Below are 16,897 nucleotides of genomic sequence, written 5' to 3' on the forward strand. Positions count from 1 at the left end.
CGCGGGCCCCGGCAGTTGGCCGGGCGCGGCAGATTGGTTGGCTCTTCTCACTTCTAATACTATACACGATATCGGCAAAAAAACAAGGTGCGGCCCTCCGGGGCAGCAGGCGAGGGGGACTTTTGCCAAGCCCCCCTCGCGCCAGCGCGCGCCCCGCCGAGGGGCCGCCCTTTTTCTGTGTGCAGTTGTTAGAAGTCGATCTCCAAATCGTAGTAGCAGGCCTTCAGCAGCTTCTCCATCTCCTCCTGGGTGGGGATGCGGGGGTTGGACCCGGTGCAGGCGTCGCTGATGGCCAGGGCCGCCACGTCGGCCAGCTTGTCGTTAAACTCCTTCTCGTCGATGATACCGCCCTCGTAGTCCTTGATGCAGGTGGGGATGTTCAGAGAGGCGTTCATGGCCTTCAGTTCGGCGATCAGGGCGTCGGTCAGGGCGCAGTCGCTCTCCCCCTGCAGGCCGATGAAGCGGGCAATCTCGGCGTAGCGGGCGCAGGCCTCGGGGTTTTTGGCGTTGTACTTGATGACCTTGGGCAGGTACATGGCGTTGGCGCAGCCGTGGACGATGTGGCCGCCGCTGTAGGCCGCACCGGTCTTGTGGGCCATGGAGTGGACGATCCCCAGCAGGGCGTTGGAGAAGGCCATCCCGGCCAGGCACTGGGCGTCGTGCATCCGGTCGCGGGCTTCCATGTCGCCGTCGTAGGACTTTTTCAGGTCCTCGTGGATCATCTTGATGGCGTGCAGGGCCAGGGGGTCGGTGTAGTTGCAGTGCAGGGTGGAGACGTAGGCCTCAATGGCGTGGGTCATGGCGTCCATCCCGGTGTGGGCGGTCAACTTCTGGGGCATGGTCTCGGCCAGATCCGGGTCGACGATGGCCACGTCGGGAGTGATGTTGAAGTCGGCCAGGGGGTATTTGATCCCCTTCTGGTAGTCGGTGATGACGGCGAAGGCGGTCACCTCAGTGGCGGTGCCGGAGGTGGAGGGGATGGCGCAGAAATGCGCTTTCTGCCGCAGGGTGGGGAAGGAGAAGGGGGTAATCAGGTCCTCGAAGGTGATCTCGGGGTACTCGTAAAAGGCCCACATGGCCTTGGCGGCGTCGATGGGGGAACCGCCGCCCATGGCGACGATCCAGTCGGGCTCGAACTCCCGCATCATGGCGGCGCCCTTCATCACCGTCTCCACCGAGGGGTCGGGCTCGACGCCCTCAAAGAGCTTGACCTCCATCCCGGCCTCGTTCAGGTAGGAGACCGCCCTGTCCAAAAAGCCGAAGCGCTTCATGGAGCCGCCGCCGACCACGACGATGGCCTTGTTTCCCTTCAGGTTTTTCAGCTCTTCCAGAGCGCCTTTTCCGTGATACAGGTCCCGGGGCAGTGTAAACCGTGCCATAAAAAATACCTCCTTGAAATAGGTGGATCAAATTGGTTGGTTAAAAGCAAGGAAGAGGGGTGGTCAGGGGTGATGGCCTGCTCCCGGCCGCCCCTTTCTCGCTTCGTTAATAGTTTAACACTCCGCCCCTCAAATGGGAAATGAATTCGTGGCATGGCGGTATGCCTTCCGGTGCATAGGCCCGTAGCGCAGAGAAGACCCCGTCGCACAGCGACGGGGTCGGTCCCTCTTTTTCAGTGGTATTCGGTCTCCCCCAGCTCCCGGATGGTGGCGGTGAGCTTGGCGATAAAGGCGCGGTCCAACTCGCTGAAGCGGTAGCCCTTGGCGTAGACGATCAGGTCCTTGTAGCGCTCACTCTTGCGGTGGCAGCGCCGCTGCACCAGGCGGCAGCGGGACAGCACATCCTGGGGGACGGGGGAGGCCCAGATGTAGGAGGAGGGGACGGCCTGCAGCAGGTCAAACTGGCTCCCCCGCTCGTAGAGGGCGATCCGCCGCGCGGGGAGGGGCTCCCCCTCTCTTCCCGCCGACCGGACGGCGGTGGGATGGCTCAAGTCCCCGTGTTCCAGCAGGATGGAGGAGGCCAGATCCCGCTCGTAAATGGTCTCCTGCCGGGCCAGCGGGTGGTCCTGGGAGAGGAGGAGCAGGGGTTCAAACTCCCAGAGGAGGTGGTGCTGCAGTTCCCGCTCGTAGAGCAGGCGGAGAAAGTACTGCTCCTGCTCCGGCGAGGTGCGCAGGATGCCCAGCCGGTAGTCCCGCCCCGCCACACAGCCGACGGCGTCCAGGGAACCGGTCTCTTTGAAGTCGATCTCCATCCCCCCGGTGCTCCCCAGGGAGTGGACGAACTTGGTGAAGGCGTGGGTGATATAGCTGGCCCGGGGCACTGCTACGCTAAAGGAGATGCGCTCGGTCTCCCCCGGGCGGTAGCGGGCCTCCAACTGGTCCACCTGTTCCAAAATCGAGCGGGCCCGCTCCAAGAAATCGGCCCCCTGCTTGGTGGGGAGCAGCCCTTTGGGGGTGCGCTTGAAGATGGCCATCCCCAGGTCGGCCTCCAACTTTTTCACGGCTTTGCTCAAGTTGGGCTGGGTGGTGTAGAGGTTGTCGGCCGCCTGGGTCATGGAGCCGGTCTTCTCCACCTCGAGCGCGTAGCGAAGATGCAGCAGGTTCAGTCAAATCGCCCCCTTCCAGCAGATCGTCTTACCCTACCAGTATACCACAGCCGTCCCGATTTTCACCCGCGCGGGGCCGATATTTTTCCCCGATTTGCCGCTGTATCCCCGCGCAGAAAATAAAAAGACCCCGGCAGAACCTGCCAGGGAAAGGGAGAGACCGGCCGGTCAGGAGATGGCGTCGAGCACGACGTCATACAGATGACAGGAGTACAGCTGCAACTGGGTGCAGAGCGCGGCCAACTGCTCGACGAACGCCTGCTCACAGGAGACGTCCGAGACAAAGGCCACCTCCTCGCTCCCGCTGGAAGAGACCTTCATCGCCCGGATGCCGTAGCCGGTGTAGGGACCGATTTCACAGTGTTGTAGGGTCTCTTTGACCACTGCGTACTGGAACACGCAAACCCACCTCCTCCCGGAACACCTCGACGTCGAGTTGCAAAAACAGAATCAGCCGAAGCAGGATTTCAGAGTTGGGAAGGGCGATCCCCTTTTCAATTTTTTGGTACCACCGCACAGAGATGCAAACGGCCTCTGCGACCTGCGCCTGGGTGAGGCGTCGCTCGCTGCGGGCGTGCAGGATTTGGGTCGAAAAGGCAGATTTCAAAGACAAAACGACGACCTCCCCTATAAAGGAAGTTTATATTTGTTTTTCCGCCTTTACCACGAACTATGCGTTCACCTTGTGAGAAGTGTGCTTCTCCCCTTTCGCCCGTTTTAAGAAATGGTGTAATCTGTCTAGCAGGTTTTGTCGAATGGTGTCAAAATAAGCTCTACCGCACTTCTGGTGGAAAAGAATACCCGGCGGGAAAACCCAAAGCCCCTTCCCTTTTATTGTACTTGATGGGTGGAGAAAAGAGACGCGCTCTCAACATATAGAACAGAAAATGTCGAGATACGATCAAGAAAAAAAGGGGAACAATAAATTTTTTTTATTGTTCCCTAGTCTCTGTTTTCTCTCAAAAGCAGAGGGAGCTGCGCCGGTCAGCGCAGCTCCCTCTGTCGGGAAAGACGGTTTAGTTTTTGGGCGCATAGAGCTCTCGCAGCCCTAGCAGGCGGCGGTATTTCTCCCCGGCGGCCGCCCCGGCCCGCTCAAACAGGGCCTCCGCCCGCTCGGGAAAGGCTTTTTGCAGGGCAGTGTAGCGGATCTCCCCCTCCAAAAAGTCGCGGTAGGTGAGGGTCGGCTCCTTGCTGTCGAGCGCGAAGGGGTTCTCCCCCACCGCCCGCCGGCGGGGGTCAAAGCGAAACAGCTGCCAGTACCCAGTCTCCACCGCCCGCTTGATTTCGCTCTGGGCGTTCACCAGCCCGCCCTTGATGCCGTGGCTGATACAGGGGGCGTAGCAGATGACCAGCGAGGGGCCGGGGTAGCTCTCCGCCTCCACCAGGGCCTTGACGCACTGGTTGTAGTCGGCCCCCATCCCCACCTGGGCCACGTAGACGCTGCCGTAGCTCATGGCCATGGCCGCCAGATCCTTTTTCTGGGCCTCTTTTCCAGCGGCGGCAAATTGGGCCACCGCCCCGGTGGGGGTCGCCTTGGAGGCCTGGCCGCCGGTGTTGGAATAGACCTCGGTGTCAAAGACCAGCACATTTACATCCGCGCCGGAGGCCAGCAGGTGGTCCAGCCCCCCGAAGCCGATGTCGTAGGCCCAGCCGTCGCCGCCAAAGGCCCAGCAGGACTTTTTGCCCAGAAAATCCCCCTCGGCCAAAATGGCCTTGGCCAGTTCGCTCTCCTCCCCCTGCAGGGCCTTTTGCAGGGCGCGGGCCGCGGCCGCGTTTTCCGCCCCCTGCTCCAGGGTGGACAGATAGCGCTCGCAGGCCTCTGCCAGCGGTCCGGCGGCCTGCTGCCGCAACTGCTCCACCCGGCTGATCTGGCGGCGGCGCACCGTGTCCAGGGCCAGGTAGATGCCGTAGCCGAATTCGGCGTTGTCCTCAAAGAGGGAGTTGGCCCAGGCCGGGCCCCGCCCCTCCTCGGTCACGGTGTAGGGGGTGGCGGGATAGCTGCCGCCCCAGATGGAGGAGCAGCCGGTGGCATTGGCGATCACCATCCGCTCCCCGAAGAGCTGGGTCACCAGCTTGGCGTAGGGGGTCTCCCCACAGCCGCCACAGGCCCCCGAAAACTCCAGCAGAGGGCGCCGGAACTGGCTGCCCTTGACGGTGGTGGGCTTAAACTTCTCCAACACCTCCGGCTTGGGGGACAGCTCCTGCCCGTAGTCGAAATAGGGCTGCTTTTCCCGCTGGCTGTCCAGAGGGCGCATCACCAGCGCCTTCTCCCCCTTTTTGCCGGGGCAGACGTTGGCGCAGGAGCCGCAGCCGGTGCAGTCCAGCTGGGAGATGGTCACCGCAAAGGAGAGCCCCGGCATCCCCGTCATGGGCACCGCCTCCATCCCCTCGGGGGCCGCTTCCAGCTCTTGGGCGCTCATCACCGCCGGGCGGATGACGGCGTGGGGGCAGACGTAGGAGCAGAAGTTGCACTGGATGCAGTTTTCCGGCACCCAGGTGGAGACGTCCACCGCGATCCCCCGCTTTTCAAAGGCGGCCGACCCCTGGGGCAGGGTGCCGTCCTCCCGCCCGAGGAAGGCCGACACCGGCAGGGAATCCCCCCGCTGGGCGGCAATGGGGTCTTGGATGTCCCGCAGGTAGCGCTCCATCTCCGCCCCGGCGTGGTGGCTGTTTTGGTCCCTCTCCTCCCCTGCGGCCTGTGCCCAGTGGGAGGGAACCTCGACGCGGCGCACCGCAGCAAAGCCCTGGTCGATGGCCGCCTGGTTCATGGCCACCACCTGTTCCCCCTTGCGGCCGTATGAGGCCTCGGCAGCGGCCTTCATGTAGCCGATGGCCTCCTCGGCGGGGATGATTTCGGTCAGCTTGAAAAAGGCCGCCTGCAGGATGGTGTTGATCCGCCCCCCCAGGCCGATTTCCCGGGCAATCTTCACCCCGTCGATGGTGTAGAGGGCGATGTTGTGCGCGGCCATATACCGCCGGTCGGCGGCGGGCAGGTGGCGCTCTAACTCCTCGGGGCCCCAGCTGCAGTTGAGGAGGAAGGTCCCCCCGTCGGCCAGGTCCTCCACCATGGGGTAGCGGCCCAGGTAGGCGGGGTTGTGGCAGGCCACAAAATCCGCCTTGCGCACCAGATAGGTGGACTTGATGGGTGCCTTGCCGAAGCGCAGGTTGGAGATGGTCAGCCCGCCCGATTTCTTGGAGTCGTAACTGAAATAGGCCTGTACCCGCAGGTCGGTGTGGTCGCCGATGATTTTGATGGCATTTTTGTTGGCCCCCACCGTCCCGTCGGAGCCCAGCCCCCAGAACTTGCAGTTGACCGTCCCCTGGGGAGTGGTGTCGGGCAGTTCGATCTCCCGGAGGGAGAGGTGGGTCACGTCGTCCTCAATGCCGATGGTGAAGCGGGGCTTTTCCCCCCGCTTGCCGTTGGCGAACACGGCGGCGATCTGCCCGGGGGTGGTGTCCTTGGAGCCCAGGCCGTAGCGCCCCGAGTAGAGGGGGATGTGGGCAAAAGGGCTTTCCCGCAGGGCGGCGGCCATGTCCAGCCAGAGGGGCTCCCCCACCGAACCGGGCTCCTTGGTGCGGTCCAGCACCGAAATGGCCTTCACCGTCTCCGGGATGGCCGCCACCAGCCGGTCGGGACAGAAGGGGCGGTAGAGCCGCACCTTCACCACCCCGGTCTTTTCCCCCTGGGCGTTCAGGTAGTCCACCGTCTCCTCGGCGGTGTCGCAGACCGAGCCCATGGCCACGATGACCTGCTCGGCGTCAGGGGCGCCGTAGTAGTCAAAGAGGTGATAGTCGGTGCCCGCGGCCCGGTTGACCTTTTCCATCTGCGCCTCCACCACCTGGGGGAAGGCGTCGTAAAAGGGGTTGGACGCCTCCCTGTTTTGGAAGAAGACATCGGGGTTCTGGGCGCTCCCCCGCAGCACCGGCCGCTCGGGGTTGAGGGCCCGGCGGCGAAAGGCGTCCACCGCCTCCCAGTCCACCATCTCCCGCAGGGTCTCCCGCTCCCAGACGGCCACCTTCTGGATCTCGTGGGAGGTGCGAAACCCGTCAAAGAAGTGGATCACCGGCACCCGCCCGGCAATGGCCGAGAGGTGGGCCACCGCCGCCAGGTCCATCACCTCCTGGGGGTTCTGGGCGCAGAGCATGGCCGCCCCGGTCTGGCGGCAGGCGTAGATGTCCGAGTGGTCGCCGAAGATGGAGAGGGCGTGGCTGGCCACCGCCCGGGCAGACACGTGGATCACCCCCGGCAGCAGTTCTCCCGCCATCTTGTAGAGGTTGGGCAGCATCAGCAGCAGCCCCTGGGAGGCGGTGTAGGTGGCCGTCAGTGCCCCCGACGCCAGGGAGCCGTGCACCGCCCCGGCGGCGCCCCCCTCTGCCTGCATCTCCACCACCCGCACCGGCTGGTCAAAAAAGTTCTCCCGCCCCTCGGCGGCCCAGCGGTCGGTCACCTCCGCCATGGGTGACGAGGGGGTGATGGGGTAGATGGCCGCCACCTCGGTAAAGGGGTAGGCCGCATAGGCCGCGGCGGTGTTCCCGTCCATGGTCATGGTTTTTCTCGCCATATTGGTTCCTCCTTTTGCGGGCCGCACCCTTTGGGGTGTGGCTCTCTTCTAATAGGGAGGATGGCCGTTTTGCCCCCCGTTCAGACCGGCGGGGAGGAAAAAATGCGCCGTTCCGCCTTCCCTGTCTTACTCCGCCTTATCCCGGCTTGGCCGGTGGGCTCTTTTCTCTCTAAGCCCCGCGTTCCCTCCTTCTAGATTGCTCTCTTTTTCTTCTAGTCTGCTTTTTTCTTTTCTGGCCTGTTCTCCTCTCATCACCCCCTCCTCTTCTCCGGGCTGCTCTCCTCATTCCCGGCCTGTTTTCCTATTTTTCGGGTTGCTCCTGTCGCCCTCGGCTCGCTTTCGCCTGTCCTCCTCCTCTCCGGCTCGCCCTCCTCTTTCCCCAACCCGCCGCACCCCCCTTCTGCCGCTCTTTCCTTGAGCATCCGCCCCGCAAAGGGAGGGCTCCCGCCCAAAGGGCATAAATATTTGCAGAAAAAGAGGGCTGACACCGACGTCCCCAAAGGGAAAACATCGCCTCCCCCAGCTCTGCGCCGTTTTGGGAAAAGGGAGAGGCGAACGGAAACGTGCGCCCTTACAAAAATCACGGGCTCATCATCTGGGCACTGGCGGTTGCCAACAGAGACGCGGCGTCTTGCCTTTAACAATACAGAGCGGAGAGGGGGACGGAGAATGTACACTTGCAGGCTCTATTTTGGCAAAGAGGAAAGAGAAGACTTTGCAGGAATTCCTGCTGTCGAGCCGCGCAAGGATGAACAGGCGGAGGATTGCCTCTGCTGCGCCCTCTTTCCATGTGCGCGCCCTGTGGACATTCAACCTTGCAAAAGCGAGCCTTGTCCGCCGGCGGCGCGGGAATGGTGCCCCCCATCTCGCCGCCGCCCTTTGCTTTTAAGAGGAGATTTTATTCGGGGGAATTTCGACGTCTCTGTTTGCCGCCTTTTTTGCGGCAGTCCTTGGCGGGGCAGAGGACTTTCAAAGGGTGAGGAGGAGGCCAGGCAAGTCTCCTGTATTCGGGTGTGCGGGAGCACTTCTTCGACAGGCGCCGTGGTCCAGGCCATAGCGGAACTGGGCGTGGAAAATCGCTGGCGCGCCTTCCAATACTGGGGGGAGCGAACGCGCGCCCTATTCCGAGCAGCTGGGCAGCCAAGCAGTGCCGGCGGGCGGAGAAAAGCTGTCGGCAGAGGAGCGCCGGGAGATAGAGGGCCTTCTCGCCGCCGTCGCTCGGGAGCAGTGCCCCCCTCTGCCCCGCCCACTGGCATAAAAAGAGAGCTGCCTCTCGGCAGCTCTCTTTTTTTAGCAGTCTATGTAGCTTTGGTGAGCCTACTCGGCCTCGTACATCTTCTGCAGGTTTAGCAGGTGGTTGTACCGCTTGATGGCGTTCTCCGCGGCCTCTTCAAACAGCTTCTCGGCGCGCTCGGGGAAGGAGCGGGTCAGGGAGGAGTAACGGGCCTCGTTCATGATGAACTCCTTGTAATCGGTGGTCGGGGCCTTGCTGTCCAGGATGAAGGGGTTCTTGCCCTGCTCTTTGAGAGCGGGGTTGAAGCGGAACATGTTCCAGTAGCCGCAGTCCACAGCCTTCTTCATCTCGGCCTGGCAGTTGACCATGCCGCCCTTGATGGAGTGCATCTCGCAGGGGGCGTAGCCGATGACCAGCGAGGGGCCGGGGTAAGCCTCGGCCTCGGCCAGGGCTTTGATGGTCTGGTTCATGTCGGCGCCCATGGCGATCTGCGCCACGTAGATGTAGCCGTAGGACATGGCGATCTCCGCCAGGCTCTTCTTTGCGATGGTCTTGCCGGCAGCGGCAAACTGGGCCACCTGGCCGATCTGAGAGGCCTTGGAGGCCTGGCCGCCGGTGTTGGAGTAGACCTCGGTGTCGAACACCATGATGTTGATGTCCTCGCCGGAAGCCAGCACGTGGTCAACGCCGCCGAAGCCGATGTCGTAGGCCCAGCCGTCGCCGCCAAAGGCCCAAACCGACTTCTTGGCCAGGTACTCTTTCTTCTTCAGGATGTCCTGGCAGTCGGGGCAGGTGGGATGTTTCTCCAGCTCGGCAATCAGGGCGGCGGTGGCGGCCTTGTTGGCCTTGCCGTTGTCCTTGCTGTCCAGGTAAGCCTTGGCAGCGGCCTTGAAGCCCTCGTCCTCGCTGTTGGCAGCCATCTCGGCGACCTTGGCGATCAGGCTCTCGCGGATGGCCTTCTGGCCCAGGTAGAGGCCAAAGCCGTGCTCGGCATTGTCCTCAAACAGGGAGTTGGCCCAGGCGGGACCGTGCCCCTCTTTGTTCACGGTGTAGGGGGAGGTGGCAGCGGGGCCGCCCCAGATGGAGGAACAGCCGGTGGCGTTGGAGATGTACATCCGGTCGCCAAACAGCTGGGTGATCAGGCGGGCGTAAGAGGTCTCGGCACAGCCGGCGCAGGAGCCGGAGAACTCCAGCAGCGGTTTCTCGAACTGGCTGCCCTTGACGGTCTCGGCAGCGGGCATGCCCTCTTTCTTGCCGACTTTCTCCACCAGGTAGTCAAACACAGGCTGCTGGTCGATCTGGCTCTCCTGAGCGACCATGGTCAGGGCTTTCTCCTTGGCCGGGCAGACGCCGACACAGACGCCACAGCCCATGCAGTCCATGGGGGAGACGGACATGGTGAACTGGTAGTTCTCCATTCCCTTGCCGACCATCTTGGCGCTCTTGAGCCCGGCGGGAGCGGCTTTCACCTCATCCTCGTTCAGGGCGAAGGGGCGGATGGTGGCGTGGGGGCAGACATAGGCGCAGCGGTTGCACTGAATGCACTTGTCCGCATCCCACTGGGGAACGGTCACGGCCACGCCGCGTTTCTCGTAGGCGGAAGCGCCCTGCTCGAAGGTGCCGTCGGCGTGCTCCACGAAGGCGGAGACCGGCAGGCTGTCGCCGTCCATCTTGCCAACGGGCTGGAGGATGTTCTTCACCATGTTGACCAGCTTGCCGTTGGTGCCGGCGAGAACGGTCTCGTCCACCGCGTCGGCGGCGTCGGCCCAGTCGGCGGGCACGTCGATCTTCACGTAGTAGTCAAACCCGGCGTCGATGGCGTCGTGGTTCATCTTGACGATGGCCTCGCCCTTTTTGGAGAAGCTGCGGGTGGCGGCGTCCTTCATGTAGGTGATGGCGTCCTCTTTGGGCAGAACACCGGCCAGGGCGAAGAAGGCCGACTGCAGGATGGTGTTGGTGCGCTTGCCCAGCCCGATCTCAATGGCCTTGTCGATGGCGTTGATGGTGTAGAGCTGGATGTTGTTCTTGGCGATGTAGCGCTTGGCCTCGGCGGGCATGTGCTGGTTGAGCTCGTCGAAGTCCCACTGGCAGTTGATCAGGAAGACGCCGCCGGGCTTCACGTCCCGCACCATCTTGTAGCCCTTGATGACGTAGGAGGGGTTGTGGCAGGCCACAAAGTCGGCCTTGTTGATGTAGTAGGGGCTCTTGATGGGCTTGTCGCCGAAGCGCAGGTGGGAGATGGTCACGCCGCCGGTCTTCTTGGAGTCGTACTGGAAGTACGCCTGCACGTATTTGTCGGTGTGGTCGCCGATGATCTTGATGGAGTTCTTGTTGGCGCCGACGGTGCCGTCGCCGCCCAGACCCCAGAACTTGCACTCGATGGTGCCCTCAGCCGCGGTGTTGGGGGCCTCGTGCTCGGGCAGGGACAGGTGGGTCACATCGTCGTTGATGCCGATGGTGAAGCGGGCCTTGGGGGCGTCCTTGGACAGCTCCTCATAGACGGCGAAGACGCTGGCCGGGGTGGTGTCCTTGGAGCCCAGACCGTAGCGGCCGCCGACGATGGTGGCCTTGCGGCCGGCCTCGGCCATGGCGCTCATGACGTCCAGGTGCAGGGGCTCGGCGTAGGCGCCGGGCTCTTTGGTGCGGTCGAGAACGGCGATCTTGGTCGCGGTCTCGGGGATGGCGGCCAGCAGGTGCTTGGCGGAGAAGGGCCGGTAGAGGCGGACCTTTACCAGGCCGACCTTCTCGCCCTTGGCGCAGAGGTAGTCGATGACCTCTTCCGCCACGTCGCAGATGGAGCCCATGGCGATGATGACGCGCTCGGCAGCGGGGTCGCCGTAGTAGTCGAACAGGTGGTAGTTGGTGCCCAGCTTCTCGTTGACCTTGCCCATGTACTCCTCGACCACCTCGGGGATGGCGTCGTAGTAGCTGTTGCAGGCCTCGCGGTGCTGGAAGAAGATGTCGCCGTTCTCGTGGGAACCGCGCATGGTGGGATGCTCGGGGTTGAGGGCGCGCTGGCGGAAGGCGGCCACGGCGTCCATGTCCACCATGTCCTTCAGGTCCTCGTAGTCCCAGATGGCGATCTTCTGGATCTCGTGGGAGGTGCGGAACCCGTCAAAGAAGTTGATGAAGGGGACCCGGCCCTTGATGGCGGCCAGATGGGCGACAGCGCCCAGATCCATGACCTCCTGGGGGTTGGTCTCGGCCAGCATGGCAAAGCCGGTCTGGCGGCAGGCGTAGACGTCGGAGTGGTCGCCGAAGATGTTCAGCGCGTGGGACGCCACGGTGCGGGCAGACACGTGGAAGACGGCGGGCAGCAGCTCGCCGGCGATCTTGTACATGTTGGGGATCATCAGCAGCAGGCCCTGCGAGGCGGTGTAGGTGGTGGTCAGCGCACCCGCGTTCAGCGAGCCGTGCACGGTGCCGGAAGCGCCGGCCTCCGACTGCATCTCGACGACCTTGACGGTGTCGCCGAAGATGTTCTTCTGGCCCTGGGCAGACCACTGGTCAACGTAGTCGGCCATGGGGCTGGACGGGGTGATGGGGTAAATGCCAGCCACTTCTGTGAACGCATAGGACACATACGCGGCGGCATTGTTGCCGTCCATGGTCTTCATTTTTCTTGCCATTGTGTTTCCTCCTTTTGATTAAAGAGAACCTCTTTGCTTGCTGGGGCACGCCCGCTGGGCCGCCCGGCCCGGACAAGTGCGCAGATGCGCTGCGCCCGGCCCTGGCCCCTCGCAAAGGCGCAAAAGAGCGCGACGAAAAGGCCGGAGAAGGCCTTCTTCTGCGGAAGCTATTGTTTTGGCGGGCAAAAGAAGGGGAATTTTCTCCCCTCTTTACTTCAAAATTCTAACACGTTTATCCCCTATTGTAAAGGAAAAGCGGGACAAATCTTCCCCCCGGCGGAAAAAGAAAATTCCACCTGTGGGGCGGCGGGACAGGCTTTTTTCCCGGCGTTCGCCCCCGTTTGACAAGGGCGGCCGATGCCGGTATGATAAAAGATATATATCTTGCCAAAAATGCCCTCGCTCCCCCCTTTTTTGCCGCGGCGAAAAATCCACACAAATTGAGAGGGAGCCCGCCCCGCCGCGCGAAAGGGGGTGGGAAACGCGCTGCCGAACGCGCCGCCTCCCCCTTTTTCGAGGGGAGGGGTCTCTCCTGCCCTGCAAAGGGGCGGGGCGGGGGAAACGCGATCACCGCCCCGGCGGGCTGCCGCCGAGGGCGCTCATAGAGGAGGATAAAACAGAATGGACCCTGACGGGACTTGTTGGCTATTTCTCGCCCTTGGCTGTGCGCTGGGGGCGGCCCTACTCACCGCCTTTTACCACGGCGCCCTCGCCGACTGGGATGACCGGCTGCGCAAACAGACCGACCTCACCGGCGCCGACGCGGCCCTGGCCCGGCTGATGCGCGCCCCCCGCCGGACGGAGGCGGCGGTGCTCACCGGCACCCTGGCCCTGGGCTTTGGGGGGCTGCTGGCCGCACTGGCCGCCGCCCGCCCCGCCCAGCGGGCGCTGGAGGCAGTGACCGCTGGCGGGGCCTGGTTTGCCCCGGTCTGGCTGCTGGGGGCCGCCCTTGTCTGGAGCGCCCTCTTCGCCGCCCTCTGCCGCTTCTTCCCCGCCGCCCTGGGGCAGCGGTACAGCCGCGCCTGCGCCAGGGGGTTGCTGCCGGTCTACCGGCTGCTCTCGCTGCTGGCCCTCCCCCTGGGGCTGTTGGCCGCCGGTCTGGGGCGGGCCCTGGCCGCCCTCTTTGGCGCCAGGACCCCCAAGGGGGCCGAGACGGTCACCGAAGAGGAGATTTTGATGATGGTGGACGAGGGGGGCGAGACCGGGGTCATCGAGCAGAGCCAGAAGGACATGATCGCCAACATCTTCGAGTTTGACGACACCACCGCCGAGGACATCATGACCCACCGCACCGAAATCGAGGCGGTGGAGCGGACGGCCACCGTTCACGACCTGGTGGAGGCGGCCATCCGCTCCGGCTTTTCCCGCATCCCCGTCTACGACGGCGACCTGGACAACATCGTCGGGGTGGTGATGGTCAAGGACCTGCTCCCCCTGGTCGAGAAAAATGACGCCGCTGGGCAGCGGGCCGCCGACTATGTCCGCCCGGTGCCCTACGTGCCCGGCTCGGTCAAGTGCCGCGACCTCTTTCAGTCCCTCACCCAAAAACACGCCCAGCTGGCCATCGTGGTGGACGAGTACGGCGGCACCGCCGGGCTGGTCTCGATGGAGGACATCCTGGAGTCGATCGTCGGCAACATCCAGGACGAGTACGACCGCGAGGAGGAGGAGATCCGCCGGGAGGGGGAGGACGCCTACTTGGTGGACGGCTCCACCGATCTCGACGACCTCTGCGAGGAGCTGGGCATCGAGATCGACTACGACGACTCGCTCTACGACACGGTGGCGGGCTTTCTCACCGACCGGCTGGGCTTCATCCCCGACGACGGGGAGACCCCCTTTGTCGACTGCGGGGGCTACCACTTCCAGGTGGCCCGGGTCGAGGAGCGGCGCATCGCCCTGGTGCGCATCACCCGCCTTCCCCCCGAGGGGGAGACGGGCAAAAAACCGGCCGGCGCCCCTGCCGGCCAACAGTAGAGGAGGAGTTGCCTGTGCGCTATCGCACCCAAATCGCCGTTCGCTACGCCGAGACCGACCGGATGGGCATTGCCCACCACTCGGTCTACCCCATCTGGTATGAGCAAGCCCGCAGCGAGTTTGTGGCCGCCCTGGGCCTCCCCTACTCCCAGATGGAGGAGGAGGGGGTCCTCACCCCCTTGAGCGCCCTGGAGTGCCACTTCAAGGGCAGTTGCACCTACGAGGACCGCCTCTGTGTCGAGGTCTGGGTCGAACGCCTGACCCCGGCCCGGGTGGTCTTTGCCTACCAGATTTTTAAGGAGGGGGAGGAGCGGCCCATCAACACCGGCAGCACCACCCACGGCTGGACCGGGCCCGACCTGCGCCCCCTCAATTTAAAAAAGCGCCGGCCGGACATCTACCAGCTCGTCCTCTCCGCCATGGAGGGGGAAGAGGGCTGACCGGCCGGCAGACCAGCGCGCAAAAGGGCGGGGCATATCGGAAGATATGCCCCGCCCTTTTTTGTGCCCGCCCGGAAGGGGCTGCCGTCACAGCGCCGTCCCCCTTTTGGGGAGGAAGAGCCCGCCCATCTCCACCCCCTCCAGGGCCAACAGGGCCGCCTTTTTGGCGATGCCGCCGGCGTACCCCGTCAGGCTGCCGTCCCGGCCCACCACCCGGTGACAGGGGATGATGAGGGAGATGGGGTTGTGCCCCACCGCGCCCCCCACCGCCTGGGCGGACATCCGCTCCCGCCCCTGGGCGCGGGCGAGGGCGGCGGCAAGCTCCCCATAGGTGGCGGTCTGGCCGCGGGGGATCTGCAGCAATATGTCCCACACCGCCAGGCGGAAGGGCGAGCCGCTGGGGGCAAGGGGCGGGGTGAAGCCCGGAACGCCCCCCTGAAAGTACTGGTCGAGCCACTGCCGGGTCTCCTCAAAGACTGGCAGCTCCCGCGGCCGGTGCTCGGCGGCCAGGGTCGCGGCAAAATATTTTCCCCCGTCGAACCAGAGGCCGCAGAGGTGTTCCCCATCGCTTGACAGGGTGATCCCCCCGAGGGGGGATCGATAGGTGGCGGTGTACTGCATAAAGGCCCCTCTCCCAATAGGTGTTTGCGGTGCGATACCCTATTTTACCACATTTTCTCGAGGAGGTCCTTCTCCTTTTCTTTTCTTCTCCCCCTCTTCTTTTCCCACCCGGTCGAGGGGCCCCGCAACTGAAAAAACGGCTGTTTTTGGAAGATTTTTGTCCCATTACGGCGGAAAAAACAGAAAAAATAAGAACAAATTGTGCACAAAACGTGAATATATGTTAAAATAAGGGCAATGAACCCCCTTTCTGCCCGGAAAAACATCACCCTTCGCAGGGCGGGGGCCGAAAGAAAATCAATTTGTTCGGCTGACGGGACCGCCCCGGCGGCCGCTCCCACGCAAGGAGGACATTTTGCAGATGGAAAAATTGAAAAAGTATCTGACGCCGAAGGCCACCGGTTGGCTGGCCATCGGCATGGGCGGCGGCGCTCTGCTCTGCTGGATCGCCCTGGGCATCGTCTACGGCAGCATCAAGAGCTACTTTACCAGCTTTGGCGCAAACGAAAAGGGCTTGGGCCTCATGGTGATCCTGCTGTTGGTGCTGATGGTGGCCTTCTTTATCTCCCTGCTGGCCACCCTCGTGTCCGGCGCGGGCAATGGCATCCGCCTGTTTGCCTGGAAGGACCGCCGCCCCTTCACCATTGCCGCCTTTGCCGTGGCCTGCCTGAACCTGCTCTTTCTCTGCTTCAATTTCCGGGTCATCGGGTTCTGCTTCAGCCTCTTCTCCGGCAATGTCTACGGGGCTTTGGGCAGCGGCGCCAGCCTGATCACCACCCTTTCGCTGCGGCTGGGACTGCTGCAGTTCGGCATGTTCCTGCAGATCGCCCTCGCCGGCTACCAGGTGTTTTTGATGGTCTGGGCGAAGAAGCACCCGGCTGCCGCCCAGGGCTCCAGCGCCGTCGGCGAGATGCCGGCTGCCGCTGCTGCCGGCGCTGTGGCGGGCGCGCCTGTCCCCCCGCAGGGCGGGTACACCGTTCCCCAGGGCGGATACGCCCCGGCTCCCCAGGCGCCCAAGGGCGAGGGGCTGAAGAAATTTAAAGAATTCGCCAAGAGCAAAGCCGGCAAGCTCACCTTTATCGGGGTGGCGGCGGCGCTGGTCCTCCTCATCGGCGGGGGCATCGCCATTTCGATCCTCACCCAGACCCGGCTGGACCTGGTCTCCAATGTGGAGTACACCCTGGAGGGCGAGTCGGGAGACGCCTACATCCTCCTCGACCGCGCCAATGTGGACTACGACTACAACGACAGCGACGTGGCCAACTTCGTCTCCTCCATCAGCTACCAGTTTGAGCCCAGCGACGGCCTGAAAAACGGCGACAAGGTGGTCGTGCGGGCAGTCTACTCCAAAGAGACCGCCAAGCGGATGCGCATCAAAATCAAGGAAGACGTGCGCGAAATCGAGATCACCGGCCTGACCGAGCGGTACGACAGCGCCGCCAGCATCCCCGCCGAGACGGTGAGCGCCGCCAAGAACCAGGCGGAGTCGCTCCTCTCCTCCAAGAAGAGCTCGATCCTCAGCAGCGCCTACGGCTTCTCCTACAAAAAGGACAAAACCATCGCCGGGCAGAAGTTGGTGGGCTCCTACTTCGTCCACGACGAGCCGGGCAGCTACTCCGACGACGAGATCGTGCTGGTTTACGCCATCACCGTCAAGGGTCAGCAGCAGACCTCCTACTACCCCGAGGAGGAGTTTGAGGACATCGAGAAGGTCTACTACTACATGGTGAAGGTCGGCCCCATCAACGACCAGTTCTCGGCCACCGACGCCAGCGTGAGCGGGTCCAACATCTCCTACCGGGTGGAGAGCGACCAGGAGGTCGCCGCCTATGTCAAGAGCAACTTCAGCGGCTACGACAAGGTAGAGGCTCTGCCGGTCCAGTAGGCGA

9 protein-coding genes and 1 pseudogene are annotated in these 16,897 nt (G+C 63.5%); 3 read left to right on the top strand and 7 right to left on the bottom strand.

Translation table 11 applies throughout. The features are described 5' to 3' along the window. Window positions 1-188: 188 nt before the first annotated feature. From KQI11_RS00055 to nifJ (KQI11_RS00080), 6 genes and pseudogenes are all read right to left on the bottom strand, one after another. The gene (locus KQI11_RS00055; protein WP_216400628.1) at window positions 189-1,379 is read right to left on the bottom strand and encodes an iron-containing alcohol dehydrogenase; all 1,191 of its coding nucleotides are present in this window, start codon (window positions 1,377-1,379) and stop codon (window positions 189-191) included. 233 nt (window positions 1,380-1,612) lie between these two features. Further along, window positions 1,613-2,545 (bottom strand): LysR family transcriptional regulator, encoded by a 933-nt coding sequence (locus KQI11_RS00060; protein ID WP_353653894.1) that lies wholly within the window; start codon window positions 2,543-2,545, stop codon window positions 1,613-1,615. 168 nt (window positions 2,546-2,713) lie between these two features. Beyond that, window positions 2,714-2,971: pseudogene (locus tag KQI11_RS00065) on the bottom strand (DUF6514 family protein); the annotation flags it as partial. Beyond that, on the bottom strand, window positions 2,901-3,158 hold the full coding sequence (locus KQI11_RS13380) for a helix-turn-helix domain-containing protein (protein WP_185915350.1): 258 nt from the start codon (window positions 3,156-3,158) through the stop codon (window positions 2,901-2,903). The pseudogene KQI11_RS00065 and the gene KQI11_RS13380, both read right to left, overlap by 71 nt. 403 nt (window positions 3,159-3,561) lie before the next feature. Next, entirely contained in the window at window positions 3,562-7,107 is a 3,546-nt protein-coding gene (gene nifJ, locus KQI11_RS00075) for a pyruvate:ferredoxin (flavodoxin) oxidoreductase (protein ID WP_216400631.1), read from the bottom strand. A 1,317-nt stretch (window positions 7,108-8,424) separates the two neighbouring features. After that, window positions 8,425-11,970 carry a pyruvate:ferredoxin (flavodoxin) oxidoreductase gene (nifJ, locus tag KQI11_RS00080; protein WP_216400632.1) on the bottom strand — a complete coding sequence of 1,182 codons (3,546 nt, stop codon included), beginning with the start codon at window positions 11,968-11,970 and terminating at the stop codon, window positions 8,425-8,427. 621 nt (window positions 11,971-12,591) lie between these two features. On the opposite strand from nifJ (KQI11_RS00080), the gene KQI11_RS00085 reads away from it, so the two are divergent. Continuing rightward, window positions 12,592-13,947, top strand: coding sequence for a hemolysin family protein (locus KQI11_RS00085; RefSeq protein WP_216400633.1), 1,356 nt, complete (start codon window positions 12,592-12,594; stop codon window positions 13,945-13,947). Between the two features lie 14 nt (window positions 13,948-13,961). Beyond that, entirely contained in the window at window positions 13,962-14,387 is a 426-nt protein-coding gene (locus tag KQI11_RS00090) for an acyl-CoA thioesterase (protein ID WP_256135452.1), read from the top strand. A gap of 87 nt (window positions 14,388-14,474) precedes the next feature. On the opposite strand, the gene KQI11_RS00095 is transcribed toward KQI11_RS00090, so the two are convergent. Continuing rightward, entirely contained in the window at window positions 14,475-15,008 is a 534-nt protein-coding gene (locus KQI11_RS00095; RefSeq protein WP_216400634.1) for a methylated-DNA--[protein]-cysteine S-methyltransferase, read from the bottom strand. 361 nt (window positions 15,009-15,369) lie between these two features. On the opposite strand from KQI11_RS00095, the gene KQI11_RS00100 reads away from it, so the two are divergent. Beyond that, window positions 15,370-16,893, top strand: a complete 1,524-nt coding sequence (locus KQI11_RS00100; protein WP_216400635.1) for a hypothetical protein — start codon at window positions 15,370-15,372, stop codon at window positions 16,891-16,893. Window positions 16,894-16,897: the final 4 nt, after the last annotated feature.

The sequence above is a fragment of the Acetanaerobacterium sp. MSJ-12 genome (assembly GCF_018917875.1).
GTDB lineage: Bacteria > Bacillota > Clostridia > Oscillospirales > Ruminococcaceae > Bittarella > Bittarella massiliensis.

Bases quoted from the DNA above. Each gene is read 5' to 3' on its own strand.
- nifJ (WP_216400631.1), bottom strand. From the start codon at position 7,107: ATGGCGAGAAAAACCATGACCATGGACGGGAACACCGCCGCGGCCTAT.
- KQI11_RS00055 (WP_216400628.1), bottom strand. From the start codon at position 1,379: ATGGCACGGTTTACACTGCCCCGGGACCTGTATCACGGAAAAGGCGCT.
- KQI11_RS00085 (WP_216400633.1), top strand. From the start codon at position 12,592: ATGGACCCTGACGGGACTTGTTGGCTATTTCTCGCCCTTGGCTGTGCG.
- nifJ (WP_216400632.1), bottom strand. From the start codon at position 11,970: ATGGCAAGAAAAATGAAGACCATGGACGGCAACAATGCCGCCGCGTAT.
- KQI11_RS00095 (WP_216400634.1), bottom strand. From the start codon at position 15,008: ATGCAGTACACCGCCACCTATCGATCCCCCCTCGGGGGGATCACCCTG.
- KQI11_RS00100 (WP_216400635.1), top strand. From the start codon at position 15,370: ATGGAAAAATTGAAAAAGTATCTGACGCCGAAGGCCACCGGTTGGCTG.